Genomic DNA, 16,608 nt, shown 5'->3' with positions numbered 1-16,608 from the left:
TTGCGTTGAGATTGCCGGAAGCATTTGTCGCGAAAATGAAGAAGCTGCTTGATGAAGAAGCAGACGAGTTTTTCGCTGTTTATGAAAACGAAAAAATCAACGGCTTGCGCGTCAATCCGTTGAAAACCGACCCGGGCGCATGGGCAAAAACGGCGCCCTTTTCCCTTTCCCCGGTGCCGTTTTGCCCGACCGGGTTTTATTATGAGCCGGACGAACAGCCGGGAAAGCATCCGTACCATGCGGCCGGCCTGTATTACATTCAAGAACCGAGCGCGATGGCGGTCGCCGAAGCGCTGCGTCCCGCCCCTGGGGAGACAGTGCTTGACTTGTGCGCCGCCCCTGGCGGGAAAACGACCCAGCTTGGAGCGATGATGGAAAACAAAGGGCTGCTTGTCGCCAACGAAATCCACCCGAAACGGGTCAAAGCGCTCGCAGAGAACGTCGAACGGTTCGGCTTGACGAACACCGTTGTCGTCAATGAAACTCCCGAGGCGCTTGCCGAGCGGTTTCCAGGCTTTTTTGACAAAATTTTAGTCGACGCCCCCTGTTCCGGCGAAGGCATGTTTCGCAAGGATGAAGAGGCCGCTTCGTTTTGGAGCCCGGCTTACGTCGAAGAGTGTGCGGCCAGACAGCGGCGCATTTTGGAAAGCGCCTATGCGATGCTGAAAGAAGGCGGCATTCTCGTCTATTCCACGTGCACGTTCTCTCCTGAGGAAAACGAGCAAACGATTGAATGGCTGCTTGAGGCGCACGATGATTTGCGGTTGCTGCCAATTGCGAAAATCGGCGGCATCGAGCCGGGGCGGCCGGAGTGGACGAAAACCAATCGATCCGATCTCGTACACGCCGCCCGCCTTTGGCCGCACCGTCTGAAAGGGGAAGGGCATTTTGTCGCCAAACTGCAAAAACAGCGGCCCACCCCGCCTTGGCGGGGGCGGTGGGCGAAATCGAGCGCGCCAAAAGCCGCTATCCGCCTGTATCGACAGTTTGAACAAGAGGCATTGCGGACAAAACGAGACGGCACGTTCGTGTCATTTGGCGCCCATTTGACTGTGTTGCCCGAGCGTTGCCCGGATTTGTCCGGTTTGAAAATCGTCCGCGCCGGGTTGCACTTAGGGGATGTGAAAAAAGAGCGGTTTGAGCCGAACCATGCCCTTGCCTTGGCGCTGCGGACAGAGGAAGCGAAACATGTGCTTGACCTATCGAGCGCGAGCCGCGAAATCGTCCAATATTGGCGCGGGGAGACGCTTTCCACCAACGGCAACCGCGGTTGGCTGCTTGTGGCTGTGGATGGATTTCCGTTCGCCTGGGGGAAAGAAGTGAAAGGAACGGTGAAAAACTTTTATCCGAAAGGGCTGCGCCTCGTCTAAAACGTCGGAAAAGCGGATGGCAAAGGAGCTCCCAACCGCAAAAAAGACTGTCCTGCAAACGCGGACAGTCTTTTTTACTGGTGCTGCTTGGTCGGAATCGTTAAGGTAAACACGATCTCATCGGCGGCCAAATCGATTTTTTTCGCCGCGACTTGATAGCTGTTGCCAAAGCGAATGTCAGTGAGTGCGACGTAGACACGGGTGTGCTCCGGGTCAATCGCCACTTCATCGGGCAGCGGGGCGTGCTTTTGCAAGTAGCGAAGCACATACGTCACCGGCAGCTTCCAATCGCCAAGCGAAATCGTCGGCTCCGTGAGCTCGACATTCCCTCCTTTGACCACTTTTGGCACAAACGAGACGACGAGTTCGACCGGACGACCTAAAATAGGGATTTCGCTTGAAACATAGACGCGATCGGCGAGCCAAACGCGGTATTGCAGCGAATGGCCTTTCGTTTTTTTCACCAAATAATCGTTAATGACGGCGTTCAAATGTGCTTTCTTCGAGTAAACAGTAAATGAGACTCCTTCGACATCCGGGTGCGCCGGCCGTTTCACCGGCGGAGACGGCTTAAGCAGCCAGGCGGCGGCTAAAACAATGACCGCCGCGTTGACAGCCGCCAACATCCAAAACGCTCGTTTCCAATTCATTGCAATAAGCTCCCTACCCACCACTCTTTTTGTTGATCTAACGCTTCATACACTCGCATGGCAATCTGTTCGTATCCTGCGGCATTCGGATGAAATTCGTCGCGATGAAGTAATTCGTCGCGGTCGATGAAGATGTCTTGAATATCAACGAAGATCGTCCGGTCATACCGTGAAAGCACTGCCCGGCTGGCGCTGTTCCACTCAGCGATGACGTCATCGATTTCCGGAATGTTCGGCAACGTGCTGGAAAACGGATTGTATAAGCCGACGAGCACAACGACCGCATCCGGGTTGACGGTGCGCAACGAGATCAACAGATGGTCGAGCCGGTCGGCAAACATTTCCCTCGCTTGCCGAAACCGCTCGCGCGACAAGTCCAAAAAGTGCGAACGAACGACGTTCATCACATCGTTGCCGCCAATTGTCAGCACTATCACATCCGCCTGCCCGAGCTCCTTTCGATGAGCGGCAATGACCGGCTCGAGGTCGACGATACGCCGGCCGCGCTTGCCGAAATTCGTCACTGTCACCGTTCGCACCCCTTCTTCTGCCGAAAGGAGCGGGACAAGGCGGCCGACATAGCCGCCTTTCCCTTCGCCGTCTCCCACTCCTTCCGTCAACGAATCGCCTAAAGCGACCAAATGAATATCTTTCGGCAGCGGCTTCGCTTCCAGCAGTTTGCCGGCCGCTTCATTCGGGTGCTCCAGTTTCCCGCCGGCTGAAAAGGCGGCGCATCCGACAAGCAGCCAACTCCATATGATCAGCCATCCCCATCGTTTCACGTTTGACACCTGCCTTTTGCCGCAACAAGGGAGAGGCGAAAAGAAGGCAAAACAGCGGCACCGCCTTTGCCTTAGCGCGACGACTGCAAAATTTCGATATGCTCCAAAATCGTGTCATACGGCACATTTTCCACGCCGTTGTACGTTTGCGCCACTTTACCGTCCGGACCGACTAAATAAAAGCTTGTGCCGTGGATGACTTGGTCATCATTGGCGGGCTTTTGCACGATCGTTTTAAAGCTTTTTTGCGCCAGCTCGCTGATTTCGGCGAGGCTGTATCCGGTCAGCAAATGCCAGTTTGATAGATCGTCTGTAAACTGTTTCGCATAGGCTTCGAGTTTTTCGGGCGTATCGACTTCGGGGTCGACGCTGAACGAAACAAATTCCACATCAAGCCCTTTTTCTTCCGCCTTTTCCTTCAATTTCGCCATATGGGCCGTCATCGGCGGACAAACCGTTTCACAATTCGTAAAAATAAAATCGGCGACCCATACTTTTCCTTTCAAGTCGCGAAGCCCAAACGGCTTGCCGGACTGATCGACGAACGTAAAGTCGGCGACCGGCCAGTTTTTGGCGTCCGGAATCGTTTTTCCGCACGCCGCGAGCAAACAAACTGCCACGATCATCATCCGTTTCCACATCGCTCGTTCATCCTTTTCCGTCTACATCATTTTTCCTTCGAGCTGCACTTATTCTCGATCTGGTTCTTCAGTATAGTACATGAGCGCAAGCGCCCCAGGGCCGGTGTGAATGGAAATGACCGGCGTCGTTTCAACCCGCGTGTGGCCGATCATGCTCGAAACCATTTCGGCGGGCACTGCCGCCGGCACATCGGCTGTCGAATCGGTTACAATTTTTACGTTTTTCATCGATTCACTCCCGTATGCATCAAGGGCGAATCCAGTTCCAAGGACGCCCCGCGGCGTTCAATCAAGCGGCCATGCGGAGTTTCCGCCGAACTTTTCGTTTCTCCCCCATCGTCATCTCGTTTCAATTATATAACGAAACCGCCCAAAATCCCACCAAAAAAAAGTTGTTTTGCCGGCCAGAGGCAAAACAACAACGATCATGCATTATGCTTTAACACCGTCTCTTTAAAGATCTGTTCATATACAGGCCATTTCAGCACTTTCTTCAAATGTTCGCGGAACGAATACACAGAACGGCTCGTTCTCGATCGGTACACCTTTGCAATAAACGCCTCCAAGCGCAGTTGGACCATGAATCGGTACGTGTTCTCTTCCTCCAATACAGGAATTTCGATAATCTTCACTTTCTGCCCATACGCGTTTTTGAACTCGAGGCTTTTGAATAGCAAAATATCAATCCTCTTTTTCACCGATTTACTTCTATTATACACCAATCCGGTGAAAAAGTATGTCGGAATGCGGCGAATTTGTTCCGACTTTTTTCGTATTTTTTCGTTAGATCAATAAATGGAACAAGTTCGGGTCTTTGTTCACTTCTTGGAACGGGAAGCCTTTTTTCTTCATCCGCTCGATGAGCGGCGCGTAGTCTTCGCGCCGTTTCAGCTCGATGCCGACGAGCGCCGGGCCGCTTTCTTTGTTGTTTTTCTTCGTGTACTCAAACCGGGTGATGTCATCGGTCGGCCCAAGTACTTCATCCAAAAACTCGCGCAACGCCCCAGCCCGCTGCGGGAAGTTGACGATGAAATAGTGTTGCAGTCCTTCGTAAATCATCGAGCGTTCTTTGATTTCCTGCATCCGGTCGATGTCGTTGTTGCCGCCGCTGACGACGCAGACGACCGTCTTGCCGCGGATTTGTTCCTTGTAAAAATCAAGCGCGGCGATCGGCAGCGCCCCCGCCGGTTCGGCGACAATGGCGTTTTCGTTGTACAGCTCCAAAATCGTCGTGCACACTTTCCCTTCCGGAACGACGACGATGTCATCAAGCACCCCGCGGCATAAGGCGAACGTCTTTTCCCCGACCGTCTTGACGGCAGCCCCATCCACGAACTTGTCGATTTCCTCGAGCGTCACGACATGTCCGCGCTCGAGCGCCGCTTTCATCGACGGGGCGCCAGCCGGCTCGACGCCGATCACCTTGGTGGACGGAGAAATGCTTTTCACATACGTCCCAAGTCCGGCCATCAATCCCCCGCCGCCGATGCTGGCGAACAAAAAGTCGATCGGTTCATCGCAGTCGTTTAACACCTCGACGCCAATCGTCCCCTGTCCGGCAATGACGTATTCATCATCAAACGGATGGATGAACGTCCGCCCTTCCGCCTCGGCGCACTTCACCGCTTCGTTGTATGAATCATCAAACGTGTCGCCGACAAGCACGATCTCGACCATGTCTTTGCCAAATAGCTGCACTTGCGACACTTTTTGCCGAGGCGTGGTCGCGGGCATGTAAATTTTCCCATGCACGCCAAGCGCCCGGCACGAGTAAGCCACTCCTTGGGCATGGTTGCCGGCGCTGGCGCATACCACCCCGTTTCTCCGCTCCTCATCGGTTAAATGCTTCATCCGGTTGTACGCCCCGCGCAGCTTAAACGAACGCACGACTTGCAAATCCTCGCGCTTTAAGTAGACATTGCATTCATAGCGCTCGGATAACAGCGGGTTTTTTTGCAGCGGCGTATGGGAAACAACATCCTTCAGCGTATGATACGCGATCAAAATGTCCTCGACGTATACCGCCCCTTGCTTTCGTTTCAGCTGTTGTTCCATGTTCTCGTTCCCTTTCTTTCTAAGTTGTCTTTGATTTGTAGATTATATCACAAATTCGCAAAAAGAAAAGGGAATTTTCGAAAAGTTTTTGAGTGAAGATGGGCTGGCTCGCGATCATCGCGATTGTCCCGCTTTACCGGGCGCTTCCGCCGGCCGGACTCACGTTTTTGGCCTGACGCCATCCGATGAGCGCCGTCCTTCCTGCTCGAAACCTCTCCCTAGCCACCTCACCAGACGGCAACGCGGCGAATGTGCAACACCTGCACGGCGAACTACTTCTTAATGCGCAAGCGGACAGAAAAAACGACCGGCGCTATGCCCGGTCGTCCTCTTTTTTGAACTCTTCTTCCTCGGCAAATTCCGTCGCCCATCTTCCCTCATCATACCAGCGGTGCGCTTCTTCCCGTCTTGCTTCTTCGTGCACATGGTTTTCCATATACAAATGGAAAAACGCTTCAACCGCTCCGATCGCCAAGGCGCTGAAAAACGCGCCGTACGCCATGTTGACGGACGGGGCAATGAGTGCAAAGCTGACCGGCCAAATAAGCAAAAAGGAAAGCAGCACGTCAAGAGCGGCAGCGACAAAATGGCCGACGCGCGGCAACACGAACAGATCGCCGATAATATAAGAAACAAGCGCCGTCACGATCGTCATGAGTGAAATCAAGGAAAGCGGGGCATTGAAGATCGTAAACATCGAAAACAAGACGACGCTCCAAGCGGCCAGTTTGACGACAAACGGAACGATATGCTTCATCGTCTTCCTCCATTTCCATCGTTGTTCTAGTTGTTATCGTTCCTTTTTTGCCCCGCTTCTATGCAGAAAAAACACACTTGACCGTTCGGCGCGGTCGGTTTCAAAACGTTCGTATCCCGACTAAAAAAGACGTCCCATGTTTTTGGGACGCCTTCTTCAACTTTCCGTACGCCAGCTGCAAACGCACGTTCATGCCAACGTACGATATGTGCCTATTTTGTCTCTTTCCGCTCGTAAATGAGAAAGGCGTGTTCATACGGATTTCTTTCGTCTTTCACCCCCGGCGTATAGGAAACGATGTCCCACTCATCTTCCAAAATAGGGGGATAAAACGTATCGCCGGGGAAGGAAGCAAAAATTTTCGTCACATACAGCCGATCAGCGATGGGCATCGTCACTTCAAACAATTCAGCCCCGCCGATGATAAACACTTCATCGGCGCGAGCAGCGATCCATTGCTTTACTTCCTCAAGCGAATGAAGCACAAGGCAGCCTTCCGGGCGAAACGAGCGGTTGCGCGTGACGACGACGTTTTCCCGCCCAGGAAGCGGGCGGCCGATCGCTTCAAACGTTTTGCGCCCCATCACGATGGCATGGCCCATCGTCACCCGTTTAAAATACGCCAAATCGGCCGGCAAATGCCAAGGCAAGCGGTTGTCTTTGCCGATCACCCGGTTTTCATCCATCGCCACAATGTGCGAAATCATGCCGCCCCTCTCCTTTACACGGCTACCGGCGCTTTAATCGCCGGATGCGGGTCATAGCCGACGATCTCGAAATCGTCGTATTCGTAGTCGAAAATGGACGACGGCTTCCGTTTGATCACGAGCTTCGGCAGCGGGCGCGGCTCGCGCGTCAGCTGCAGTTTCGCTTGCTCAAGATGGTTTTTGTACAAATGGACGTCGCCGCCGGTGAAAATGAGTTCGCCGACATCGAGGTCGCACTGCTGGGCGATCATATGCGTCAAGAGCGCATAGCTGGCAATATTAAACGGCAGCCCTAAAAACGTATCAACGGAGCGCTGCTGCCACATGCACGACAACCGACCGTTCGCGACATAAAACTGAAATGCATAATGGCACGGCGGCAGCTTCATCTCGTCCAATTCCGCCACGTTCCAAGCGCTCACAAGCAGCCGGCGTGAATTCGGATTTCGTTTGATCTCCTCGACGACCCAGGCGATCTGGTCGATTGTTTTCCCGTCCGCCCCTTTCCATGAGCGCCATTGCGCGCCGTAAATCGGGCCGAGGTCGCCGTTTTCATCCGCCCACTCGTCCCAAATCGTCACGCCATTCTCCTGCAAATAGCGGACGTTCGTATCGCCTTTTAAAAACCAAAGCAGTTCATAAATGATGGAGCGAATATGCAATTTTTTCGTTGTCACGAGCGGAAATCCATCTTGCAAGTTGAAGCGGAGCTGGCGGCCGAACACCGACAGCGTGCCGACGCCCGTGCGGTCCTCTTTTTCGACGCCGTTTTCTAAAATATCCTCCAATAACTGCAAATATTGCCGCAATGTTCTCACCTCACGCTCTATCATATCATAAAGCAACGCATGGTGAACCACTTGTCCATAAAAAAACGAGCCTTTTACGAGGCCCGTTCCGCCAATCCGCGGATCAACGCATATGTTCTCGGCGCTGCCGCCCGCAACGTTTGCCGCGTCTCTTCGCTTGCATAATAATAGGCAAACGCCTCGGCAAAATACTCTTCCGGATAGGTCAAAAAATAATATTCGCCAGGAAAGAGCCGCGGCGCCTCCTCCCGCCAAATCGCTTGAAATTCGTCCGTTTCATGAATGCGGTCAAATACAATGTAATCGAGCGAATGAGCAAACTCATGCAACTCCAAATTGACCGAGCCATGCCCTTTTCCTTTTTCGCTATGGCCGAGGCGGACAAGCACTAAATGCGACCCGCCGATGCCCGGCACGTCATCCCATGTTTTCGAACCCGGCATATAACCGCGCGGCGTTTTTCCGCGCAAATGGCGGGCCGTCGGCTCATCGGTGATCGGGCCGGTTAACAGTTGGATGTAAATATGGTGATCTGCCGCCTGCTCTAAAATCGTGCGATCAATGCGGGCGAGCGTCCGGATCGTTTCATTCGCTTCAGAGGCGGAAAACTCCGTCTCCGGCACGATGATGATGCGGCCAAGCACATCATGAGACGGAACACCCCTAAGGCCAAGGCTGCTTTCTTCAAGCAGCACGCCATGGGCAGCCGGATACGGCGAGAACGACAGAAGGGGAATGGCGAACAGCGCCGCCAGCAAGCTAGTGAGTAGCCGTTTCATCGTGGTTCCCCCGCTTCTTTCAATCTATGAAAATCATATCATAGAACGAAGCGGGGAAAAACGCGCAAAATCAGGAAAACGCCGCAGGCGATTATGTACGCCAGTTCGGCGGCGTATTTTTTGACCAGTAGATTTTCCCGAGTTCATGATGGGCTTGAAACCCATCATCGCATGTATGATAGTGAAACTGAAACCAATATCCGTCTTGCGGCGGATGCTCGCGGCGGACGTGAAAGCGGATCAAATCCTCTCCCGTATCCGCCCGATACAAATGAAAAATGCGCTCCCCGAGCCCGCCGGACGGGTTCTCTGACACGGCCAAATAGCGAAGCTCCTCCTCCGGATAGCGCGCGGCAAGCTCGGCGATCACTTCTTCAATGCGCGGCAAAATGACGGCGCGAAACTCATCTTCAATGACCGGAGCGATTTTGCGGCCGAACTTTTCATAGGACTGGACAACTGCCTTTTCCATCGTCCGCTCAATGAATTGAGCTCGCGTCAACGAAACAGCTTCCGCGGCAGGACTTGCCGGACTGTGCTGCCAATCGGAAGACGATGCATCATCTGACGGCGGCTCTTTGGCCGCGAGCAGCGAAGCGGGCGGTGTGACAAGTCCAAACGTGCAAACCGTAATGGCAGCAACAAGCGTTTTTCGAAGCCAAGACGGCAGCTTCATCGTCTTCACCTCCCGCTACCGCCGATCAGCGGCCGGAGACGCGAACAAGCCGGTTGCCTTGAGTTTCTCGACTGCCAGGCGCAAAACGTTTTCCGGCTGCACAAGGGCGATGCGCACGTAGCCTTCGCCGCTCGGCCCGAACGCGTGCCCAGGCGTCACGACGACGCCGGCTTGGTCGATCAGCGCCTTTGCAAACGAAAGCGATGTAAAGCCGTCCGGAATTTTTGCCCACACGAACATGCCGGCTTGCGGACGGTCAACCGTCCAACCGATGTCAGCGAGTCCATCCACGAGCGCATCGCGGCGCGCTTGATAAATCATGCGGCTCTCAGCGCAAAAGCCGGCGCCATGGCGGAGCACTTCCGCGGCCGCTTTTTGCAGCGGCCAAAAAATGCCGTAGTCCAAATTCGACTTAAACTCGGCAAACGCACGAATCACCTCGGCATTTCCGCACAAGTAGCCGACCCGGCAGCCGGCCATGTTGTAGCTTTTTGACAACGAATTGATCTCCACGCCAACGTCCTTTGCGCCTGGAACAGAAAGAAAACTCACCGGTTTGTTTCCGTCATAATACAGCTCGCCGTAAGCAAAATCGGAAACAACGAGGATATCGTACCGCTTCGCAAACTCGACCACTTCGCGATAAAATGATTCTGTCGCTACAGCTGGAACCGGATTTCCAGGGAAGTTGATAAACATGATCGTCGTCCGTTTGGCGATGTCCTCCGGGATCGCACGCAAATCCGGCAAAAAGCTGTTTTCCTCCCTCAGCGGCAGAAAATACGGCACCGCTTCCGCCATCGCCACCCCCGCCGCATACGCCGGATACCCGGGATCCGGCAATAGAATGACATCCCCCGGGTCGGCGAACACCATCGGCAAATGAACGAGCCCGTCTTGTGACCCGATCACGTACGTCACTTCCGTCTCTGGATCGAGCACGACGCCATGCGCCGTCCGATAATAATCGGCGACCGCTTCATGAAACTCGCGAATGCCCTTTAATGTGTAGCCGTACGCATTCGGCTCGTTGGCGTAGCGGGCGATCGCCTCACGCACAAACGGCGCCGGAGGCAAATCCGGGCTGCCAACGCTCAAGTCGATCCACTCGTCATGAAGATGGCGCTGCTTTTGCCGATACGCCGTCAACTCGGCGAAAATCGATACCGAAAACGCGTTCATTCGTTTCGCTTTTTTCACGGTTCTTCCTCTCCTTTTGCAAGACAAAGACGGCATTTTCTTTTTGCTTTTGTTGGTATATACTTTTATCATAGTTCCGAAAGAAGACACCCGCTTCAACCGCGTGAAGGTCGCAGCCCAGCGATCAGCGGCAAATGGATGTCGGTTGGCGTCAGCCAAAACACATGATAAAATCAAGGTATATCATGTTCTTTGTGAACTGGATATAGGGGGTTGCATGGAGAATATCCAATGCGAAAACCAAGCAAAGCCTTCCATGCGTAAAATATCCAAGGCGCGAAAGAACTCCGAATCGTCGGATGCCTAGGGTTGGGACGACCCGAAGTCACGCTCAGGGAGACGAAAGAATGCTTTCGTCGTGGAACTGAGAAGCTCCCACTTCAAGCAAAGCGAAGTGGGGGTAGTTCACATGAATAGTGTATCATAGATTCTCAGCGAAAATATAGACAGAAAGGCGGGAAAAATGAAACATGAACACGATCTTTTTTGCGGCCAGCCTCATTACATTGCTTTACTTTATTTATAGTTGTATCGCCAACGCCTAAACGCTCTTGGCGATCCATCCAGCTCCCTTGGCATTCTGTTGGATGCGAAGGGAGTTTGCGCGTGAAAACGACAAAAGGAGCCCCGCATCGGGAGCTCCTTTTTAATCGATTTTTGTTTTTTTGCGGGCAGAGTCAAGCTCGAACGCGCCTGTCTCCGTCTCCGTCGTGCCTTGCCCTCGAACATCTGGGGCGCTGACGCCCGTTTTCGAACGATCTTTTTTCCGCTTCGGCACGCCGATCACCTCCGCCCTTATCGTTCCCGCCAACGCGCCGTTGTATGCGGAACAAAAGCAGTTTGCTCCTCGCTCGCACCGCATCAGCCGCAATATTTGTCAAACGCAGCCAAAATATTTTCCATCACGTCCTCCATCGAGTGAAACTCGATGTCTTCGCGCGGAATGAAGTGAACGACTTCTTTTCCTTTTAAGAGCGCCATCGACGGCGAAGACGGCGGATAGCCGACAAAGTATTCGCGCATTTTCGCCGTCGCTTCTTTATCTTGGCCGGCAAATACGGTGACGAAATGATCCGGCTTTTTCTCGCTCCGCAGCACCGCCTGCGTCGCCGCCGGGCGCGCCAATCCAGCGGCGCAGCCGCACACCGAGTTGACAAAGACAAACGTCGTTCCTTCCACTTGTTCCATAAACTGCTCGACTTCCTCGCTCGTGCGCAATTCGCGGAAGCCGGCGCGGACGAGTTCATCCCGCATCGGCTGCACGAGCTGGCGCATATATTCTTCATACGCCATCGACATGGCCATCATCCCTCCACCCTATAGTCGCTGTGCTATCAGCATACTATACTTCCGGTGCAAAAATCAATGAAGATGACTGCTGTGATTCCCTATTCACCTTTTCCTGACGGCCAAAAAATGATGCCTCAAGCTTCGGCAACATTTCAGCAATGACGAATAAAGCCCTGGAGGATGGACTCCAAAGGCTTTGCTTGGATTCGGGAACATGTTCTGAAAAGCGAATGCGCAGACGTAAAGAAAATTAGAAACCCGATTTAATTGTAATAAATTGAAGAATAATCGGCGCACCTTTTGGCGGCGGCTCGGCCGTCTTCAATGTCAGCTTCCCTTTTTCCACCTCATACAGTTTTTCCGGTTGCAGCACCCCATTAATAAACAAGTTGATCCATGATACATGTTTCGGATCTAAAATACCGCGGTCGCCGTACTCTCTCAGTTCATCGTCGTCTGTATAGACGGTTTTCACTCCGTCTGATATGGTGTTATACTGGTACGTTTCCGCCTGCAAGACACGCGGAGGGAAGTGGAGCGCCACACGGAGAGGAATGGTCAGTACAGCATGGGTCCAATCGTATACTTTGGAAGCAGCGATCACATGTTTTGCTGCTGAAGATGTCCGTTTCATTCGTTTGCTCACCCAAACACACCATATTGTTTCGTGATCATTTCACTCCGCAAGATATTCTGCATTAGTATATTCACCTCCCATCTCCAAAGTGAATAGCAAACAAAATGGCAGGTTAATGAACGGTAGTAAAAAATCACTATATTCCACTTAATTCCGTCTATTATAACAGGATCATAAAACGACCAAATTCGTTTAAAATGTTTGTTTCATATTCAAATTCACTGGTAAAACAGGCTGGTATAGCAGGGCAAAAACATCATTTTTCTCCCATTGCAGCAATCGCCGAGCCATCCTCTGTAATTAATCCATACAATAAAATGAACCTATGGCACCGGCTGATTGCCAACAGAGTTCCAGATACTAAAAAGAACGGATGATAATTGGCTCAGCTTCGGGGCCACAGCATGTTAAACACAAAATGGAGAAGGGGAGATTGTATGGCTTTACAATTAATTAAATTGTTTGTCGCCGCTACTACCACGACAGAGGTTGCACCAGACGTCGCAAGATTTTTTTACATCACAACAGCTGAAATAGCAGAAGGAGCAACCTTAACGATCGACGCAGCCAGCTTTTTGCAAGACGACGGCAGCCAAGCGACAGAGTTGCCAGCATTGGCAACTAACAATAGCTACTTTAACGTGTACATTAACGGCGTTTTGCAAATGGAAGGGATATCGACGTACACTCCAGGAGCTACCGGCGTCGGGTCACTGTCCATTACCGTCCCGACCGGAAGCGGCTCGATTCCAGCTAACACCCCGGTTGTGCTCGAAATTGTCCAATTCGCTCCAAGCTCCAACACTACTGTGACAACGTAACAGCAATACTCTTTTCGATCATAAAAACAGGCGCACCGATGGGCGCGCCTGTTTTACTGTTCCGTTTCGTTTTCTTTCTTCCGGCTCTCCGTCATCTGCTTCCAGATGGAGCCTTTCGCTTCTTCGCCGCCTTCGATTCGTTCGATCGCCATTTTCACTTGCAAGCTCACTTCAAATTCCGGATCGTTTTCCGCCGCTTTTAACGCCGGCAGCGCCGATTCGTCGCCGACTTCATACAAAAACATGGCCGCGCGCCAACGGACGAGCTTGCTTTCGTCCTTTATCGCTTCGATCATGGCCGGAATGGCCTCCGGATCGCCGATGTCGGACAAACAGTCGCCGGCGGTGCGGCGGACAGCGACAGCAGGATCTTTTAACGCTTCATACAAATACGGAAGCACCTTTTTGCCGCCGATCATGCCGAGATACGCCGTCGCCAGACGGCGAATCGCCATTTTTTCATCCTTGAGCGCCTTCGCCAACACCGGGATGTCGTCTTCGGTCGGCTCGGCCATTTGTTCGAGCGCGGCATACCGTTTGCGCCAATCCGGGTCATCGAGCATCTCGCTCGTCACTTTGAGGCTTGGACGCTTTTGCGCCGTTTTTTCCTGCTCACCGCGGCGGAACATGTTGACGATCCGCTCCAGCCGCTCGGGCGGATAGGCTGCCGACAGCTCATCGACCATTTCGCGGCCGATTTCCTCAAACGTGCCGTAGCGCACTCCTTTTTCGACCCATTTGCGCTCAAGCACAACATTTCCTGCGTATTTTTGCGCCTCAATGACCGCGTCCATAAACGGTTTCGGCAGCCCGACGCGGTGTTCGCGCTCCCCATCGACAAGCTTCACTTGCATCGGCAGACCGTACAGCATTTGCACGAACACTTTCACTTCGCCGAAATGTTCGTTTCCTTTCGGCTTTGCCTCGGCGCCGTCATCCACTTTCTCGCCGAACACTTCGCGCACTTTCGCCAAAATGTCGCGCCAGTCGTATTTCGGATGGCGTTCAATAGCCAAAAAATCAGCGACATGGTAAATGCCTTTCACTCCGTCAATGCGCATCAATGCTTGAATAAGCGGCGGCGCTTGATCGATGTTGTCCGGTTTGTAGTTATGGCGCGTGCCGGAAGGCAATTCTTCATCAAGCAATATTTTCATCGTGTTCGGGCTTGGCGTCGGCTCAATCGCTTGAATGCGCAAGCGTTACCCCTCCTTGCCTTACAGCAGCTTTTCAATTTCCTTTCTCAGCTCGCTTGGCTTTGTTTGCGGTGCGAAACGAGCTACAATCTTGCCGTTGCGGTCGACCAAAAACTTCGTGAAATTCCATTTGATCGCCTTTGTTCCCAATGCCCCCGGTGCTTGCTCTTTCAAATATTGAAACAGCGGATGGGCGTTGTCGCCGTTGACTTCGACTTTGGCGAACATTGGGAATGTCACGCCGTAATTTAGCTGGCAAAACTGCTCGATTTCCTCTTCCGTCCCCGGCTCCTGGCCGCCGAATTGGTTGCACGGGAAACCAAGCACGACAAACCCGCGATCGCGATATTCGTCATACAGCTCCTGCAGTTCTTTATACTGCGGGGTAAAGCCGCAGCGGCTCGCCGTGTTGACAATCAACAGTACGTTGCCTCGATAGACGGAAAGCGGTTGTTCCTCTCCGCGAATTGTTTTGGCGCTGAATTCATATACACTCATGATTTTTCACCTCATCCCCATCATAGCGGATTTCACCGTTTGTTTCCACTTTTTGCGCCACTACTGCCCGGCGAACAGCTGCAATTGTTCAAGTGATGAAACCATATACGGCACCATCTCCGGCAAATCGGCGGCGTTTTCCTCATAAATGAGGCGTGCAAATTCGACCACGGCTTCATTTTCATACGGACCGCGTTCATGCGGAAACGTAAAGCGGAGCGTTTGCCGTACGATTCGCTCCTCCCCCCAAATCGTCCGCAGCGTTCCTTCAATGAGCGCACAAACGGACGAGCGGCGAACCGGGAGGGTAAACAGAAGAGCGAGCCGGCAGCCGGCCCGGCCGTGATAGAGACGCTCATTGACCAGCTCAGCAAAATCAAGCGAAAGCCGCGCGGTGCAGACGACGGGCGGATCGGGCGCATCATTCAGCCGAAATGAAATGGCGTACTCCCGGAACAAACGGGCCAAATCGACAAGGTCGCGGCGGTTGACGACGGCAATCTTTCCTTGCAAGTCAGCATCATACACCGCCCCTTCCAACACCGTTTTCAAGTTGTCAAACGCCGTCGGATCCATTCGTTGTTCCTCCTTATTTCTTCGGGCTTATGAATGCCTTTCGACAGAAAAAATGAATTGAAGAAAATCGATAAACTTTTTATAATGAAATTATTTAAAAAATGAGAACGAAACGGAGGGGACATCGTTGCCAATCAACATTCCAAAAGACTTGCCTGCCAAAGAAATTCTCGAACAAGAAAACATTTTCGTCATGGATGAAGAACGGGCGTATTCACAAGACATCCGTCCGCTCAATATCGTCATTTTAAACTTGATGCCGGAAAAAGAAAAAGCAGAAACACAGCTGTTGCGCCTGCTCGGCAACTCGCCGCTGCAAGTGAACGTCACCTTTTTGCGCCCAGCGACCCATGAGCCCAAAACGACAAGCAAACATCATTTAGAACAATTTTACACGATTTTCCCGCACATCCGCCATCGCAAGTTCGACGGGATGATCATCACCGGAGCGCCGGTCGAGCAACTGCCGTTCGAAGAAGTTACGTATTGGGATGAGCTGACCGATATCATGGAATGGACGAAAACAAACGTCACGTCAACGTTGCATATTTGTTGGGGGGCACAAGCTGGCTTATACTATCACTACGGCATTCCGAAATACCCGTTGCCGGAAAAATGCTTCGGTGTGTTCAACCATACGGTGGAAGCGAAAAACGTGAAACTATTGCGCGGTTTTGACGATGTGTTCCGCATGCCGCACTCCCGCCATACAGACGTCAAGCGCGAAGATATTGAAAAAGTTCCTGAGCTGACGATTTTGTCCATGTCCGACAAAGCTGGCGTTTGCCTTGTCACCTCGAACGACGGGCGCCACATTTTCTTAACCGGCCATCCAGAATATGATGCGACAACGCTCAAAGAAGAATATGAACGCGATTTGGCCAAAGGGCTGCCGATTCACATCCCGGAATCATACTTTCCAAATGATGACCCAAGCCAGCCGCCGCTCAATACATGGCGCTCGCACGCGAATTTGCTGTTTGTGAATTGGCTCAACTATTACGTTTACCAGGAAACTCCCTACGAATGGGAATAAAAGGAAGACGTCATTTCGATCGTTCCACAAAAAAAACGCCGTTGCCTTTTGGCAAGGCGTTTTTCTTATTTTTGCATATTCCGACAATGGTCCCGTTCCTTCGCGCGCCCGATGGCATACCATATAGC

21 protein-coding genes are annotated in these 16,608 nt (G+C 52.5%); 3 read left to right on the top strand and 18 right to left on the bottom strand.

From position 1 onward, the window contains the following. Nucleotides 1–5: 5 nt before the first annotated feature. On the top strand, nucleotides 6–1,370 hold the full coding sequence (locus tag B1A75_RS13675; RefSeq protein ID WP_079936363.1) for an RsmF rRNA methyltransferase first C-terminal domain-containing protein: 1,365 nt from the start codon (nucleotides 6–8) through the stop codon (nucleotides 1,368–1,370). A 74-nt stretch (nucleotides 1,371–1,444) separates the two neighbouring features. On the opposite strand, the gene B1A75_RS13670 is transcribed toward B1A75_RS13675, so the two are convergent. The 15 genes from B1A75_RS13670 to B1A75_RS13600 all read right to left on the bottom strand — a co-directional run bounded on the left by B1A75_RS13670 (nucleotide 1,445) and on the right by B1A75_RS13600 (nucleotide 12,350). Next, the gene (locus tag B1A75_RS13670) at nucleotides 1,445–2,020 is read right to left on the bottom strand and encodes a YpmS family protein (RefSeq protein WP_079936362.1); all 576 of its coding nucleotides are present in this window, start codon (nucleotides 2,018–2,020) and stop codon (nucleotides 1,445–1,447) included. Further along, nucleotides 2,017–2,802 carry an SGNH/GDSL hydrolase family protein gene (locus tag B1A75_RS13665; protein WP_079936361.1) on the bottom strand — a complete coding sequence of 262 codons (786 nt, stop codon included), beginning with the start codon at nucleotides 2,800–2,802 and terminating at the stop codon, nucleotides 2,017–2,019. The genes B1A75_RS13670 and B1A75_RS13665 overlap by 4 nt, the downstream gene beginning before the upstream one ends. A 71-nt stretch (nucleotides 2,803–2,873) precedes the next feature. After that, nucleotides 2,874–3,443, bottom strand: a complete 570-nt coding sequence (locus tag B1A75_RS13660) for an SCO family protein (protein WP_079936360.1) — start codon at nucleotides 3,441–3,443, stop codon at nucleotides 2,874–2,876. Nucleotides 3,444–3,491: 48 nt separating this feature from the next. Further along, nucleotides 3,492–3,671, bottom strand: a complete 180-nt coding sequence (locus B1A75_RS13655; protein ID WP_074043645.1) for a hypothetical protein — start codon at nucleotides 3,669–3,671, stop codon at nucleotides 3,492–3,494. A gap of 197 nt (nucleotides 3,672–3,868) precedes the next feature. Next, nucleotides 3,869–4,120: a YpmP family protein gene (locus tag B1A75_RS13650; protein ID WP_074043652.1), complete on the bottom strand. Its 252-nt coding sequence runs from the start codon at nucleotides 4,118–4,120 to the stop codon at nucleotides 3,869–3,871. A gap of 106 nt (nucleotides 4,121–4,226) precedes the next feature. Next, nucleotides 4,227–5,498 (bottom strand): threonine ammonia-lyase IlvA, encoded by a 1,272-nt coding sequence (gene ilvA / locus B1A75_RS13645; RefSeq protein ID WP_074043646.1) that lies wholly within the window; start codon nucleotides 5,496–5,498, stop codon nucleotides 4,227–4,229. 313 nt (nucleotides 5,499–5,811) lie between these two features. Beyond that, the gene (locus tag B1A75_RS13640; RefSeq protein ID WP_079936359.1) at nucleotides 5,812–6,255 is read right to left on the bottom strand and encodes a YndM family protein; all 444 of its coding nucleotides are present in this window, start codon (nucleotides 6,253–6,255) and stop codon (nucleotides 5,812–5,814) included. A gap of 212 nt (nucleotides 6,256–6,467) precedes the next feature. Next, nucleotides 6,468–6,962, bottom strand: coding sequence for a dihydrofolate reductase (locus B1A75_RS13635; RefSeq protein WP_074043648.1), 495 nt, complete (start codon nucleotides 6,960–6,962; stop codon nucleotides 6,468–6,470). A 14-nt stretch (nucleotides 6,963–6,976) separates the two neighbouring features. Next, entirely contained in the window at nucleotides 6,977–7,771 is a 795-nt protein-coding gene (thyA, locus tag B1A75_RS13630) for a thymidylate synthase (RefSeq protein WP_074043649.1), read from the bottom strand. A 74-nt stretch (nucleotides 7,772–7,845) separates the two neighbouring features. Further along, complete coding sequence (locus B1A75_RS13625; RefSeq protein WP_074043650.1) at nucleotides 7,846–8,550, bottom strand: anthrax toxin lethal factor-related metalloendopeptidase; 705 nt, start codon at nucleotides 8,548–8,550, stop codon at nucleotides 7,846–7,848. A gap of 91 nt (nucleotides 8,551–8,641) precedes the next feature. Beyond that, nucleotides 8,642–9,220: a YpjP family protein gene (locus B1A75_RS13620; protein WP_176202420.1), complete on the bottom strand. Its 579-nt coding sequence runs from the start codon at nucleotides 9,218–9,220 to the stop codon at nucleotides 8,642–8,644. Between the two features lie 21 nt (nucleotides 9,221–9,241). Further along, nucleotides 9,242–10,462 carry an LL-diaminopimelate aminotransferase gene (locus tag B1A75_RS13615; RefSeq protein ID WP_176202419.1) on the bottom strand — a complete coding sequence of 407 codons (1,221 nt, stop codon included), beginning with the start codon at nucleotides 10,460–10,462 and terminating at the stop codon, nucleotides 9,242–9,244. Between the two features lie 610 nt (nucleotides 10,463–11,072). Next, nucleotides 11,073–11,204 carry a YuzL family protein gene (locus B1A75_RS13610; RefSeq protein ID WP_011231272.1) on the bottom strand — a complete coding sequence of 44 codons (132 nt, stop codon included), beginning with the start codon at nucleotides 11,202–11,204 and terminating at the stop codon, nucleotides 11,073–11,075. An 83-nt stretch (nucleotides 11,205–11,287) separates the two neighbouring features. Then, entirely contained in the window at nucleotides 11,288–11,725 is a 438-nt protein-coding gene (locus tag B1A75_RS13605; RefSeq protein WP_074043654.1) for a BrxA/BrxB family bacilliredoxin, read from the bottom strand. A gap of 241 nt (nucleotides 11,726–11,966) precedes the next feature. Continuing rightward, nucleotides 11,967–12,350: a DUF4183 domain-containing protein gene (locus B1A75_RS13600; RefSeq protein WP_013145291.1), complete on the bottom strand. Its 384-nt coding sequence runs from the start codon at nucleotides 12,348–12,350 to the stop codon at nucleotides 11,967–11,969. Nucleotides 12,351–12,790: 440 nt separating this feature from the next. Here B1A75_RS13600 and B1A75_RS13595 point away from each other — a divergent pair, with 440 nt between their 5' ends. After that, entirely contained in the window at nucleotides 12,791–13,174 is a 384-nt protein-coding gene (locus B1A75_RS13595; protein ID WP_013145290.1) for a DUF4183 domain-containing protein, read from the top strand. Nucleotides 13,175–13,227: 53 nt separating this feature from the next. On the opposite strand, the gene B1A75_RS13590 is transcribed toward B1A75_RS13595, so the two are convergent. Genes B1A75_RS13590 through B1A75_RS13580 form a run of 3 tightly spaced genes read right to left on the bottom strand, consistent with a single transcriptional unit; the run spans nucleotide 13,228 to nucleotide 15,444 of the window. After that, nucleotides 13,228–14,373, bottom strand: coding sequence for a conserved virulence factor C family protein (locus B1A75_RS13590; protein WP_079936357.1), 1,146 nt, complete (start codon nucleotides 14,371–14,373; stop codon nucleotides 13,228–13,230). Between the two features lie 18 nt (nucleotides 14,374–14,391). Next, nucleotides 14,392–14,868, bottom strand: coding sequence for a glutathione peroxidase (locus B1A75_RS13585; RefSeq protein ID WP_074044669.1), 477 nt, complete (start codon nucleotides 14,866–14,868; stop codon nucleotides 14,392–14,394). 60 nt (nucleotides 14,869–14,928) lie between these two features. Next, on the bottom strand, nucleotides 14,929–15,444 hold the full coding sequence (locus tag B1A75_RS13580; protein WP_074044668.1) for a hypothetical protein: 516 nt from the start codon (nucleotides 15,442–15,444) through the stop codon (nucleotides 14,929–14,931). Between the two features lie 127 nt (nucleotides 15,445–15,571). Between B1A75_RS13580 and metA the strand changes: the two genes are divergently transcribed. Beyond that, nucleotides 15,572–16,480, top strand: a complete 909-nt coding sequence (gene metA, locus B1A75_RS13575; protein WP_079936356.1) for a homoserine O-acetyltransferase MetA — start codon at nucleotides 15,572–15,574, stop codon at nucleotides 16,478–16,480. The last annotated feature ends 128 nt before the right edge of the window (nucleotides 16,481–16,608 follow it).

It is taken from the genome of Geobacillus sp. LEMMY01 (assembly GCF_002042905.1).
Lineage (GTDB): Bacteria > Bacillota > Bacilli > Bacillales > Anoxybacillaceae > Geobacillus > Geobacillus proteiniphilus.
Note: the sequence above shows the minus strand (reverse complement) of the source record. Positions and strands in the feature narration are given on the sequence as shown.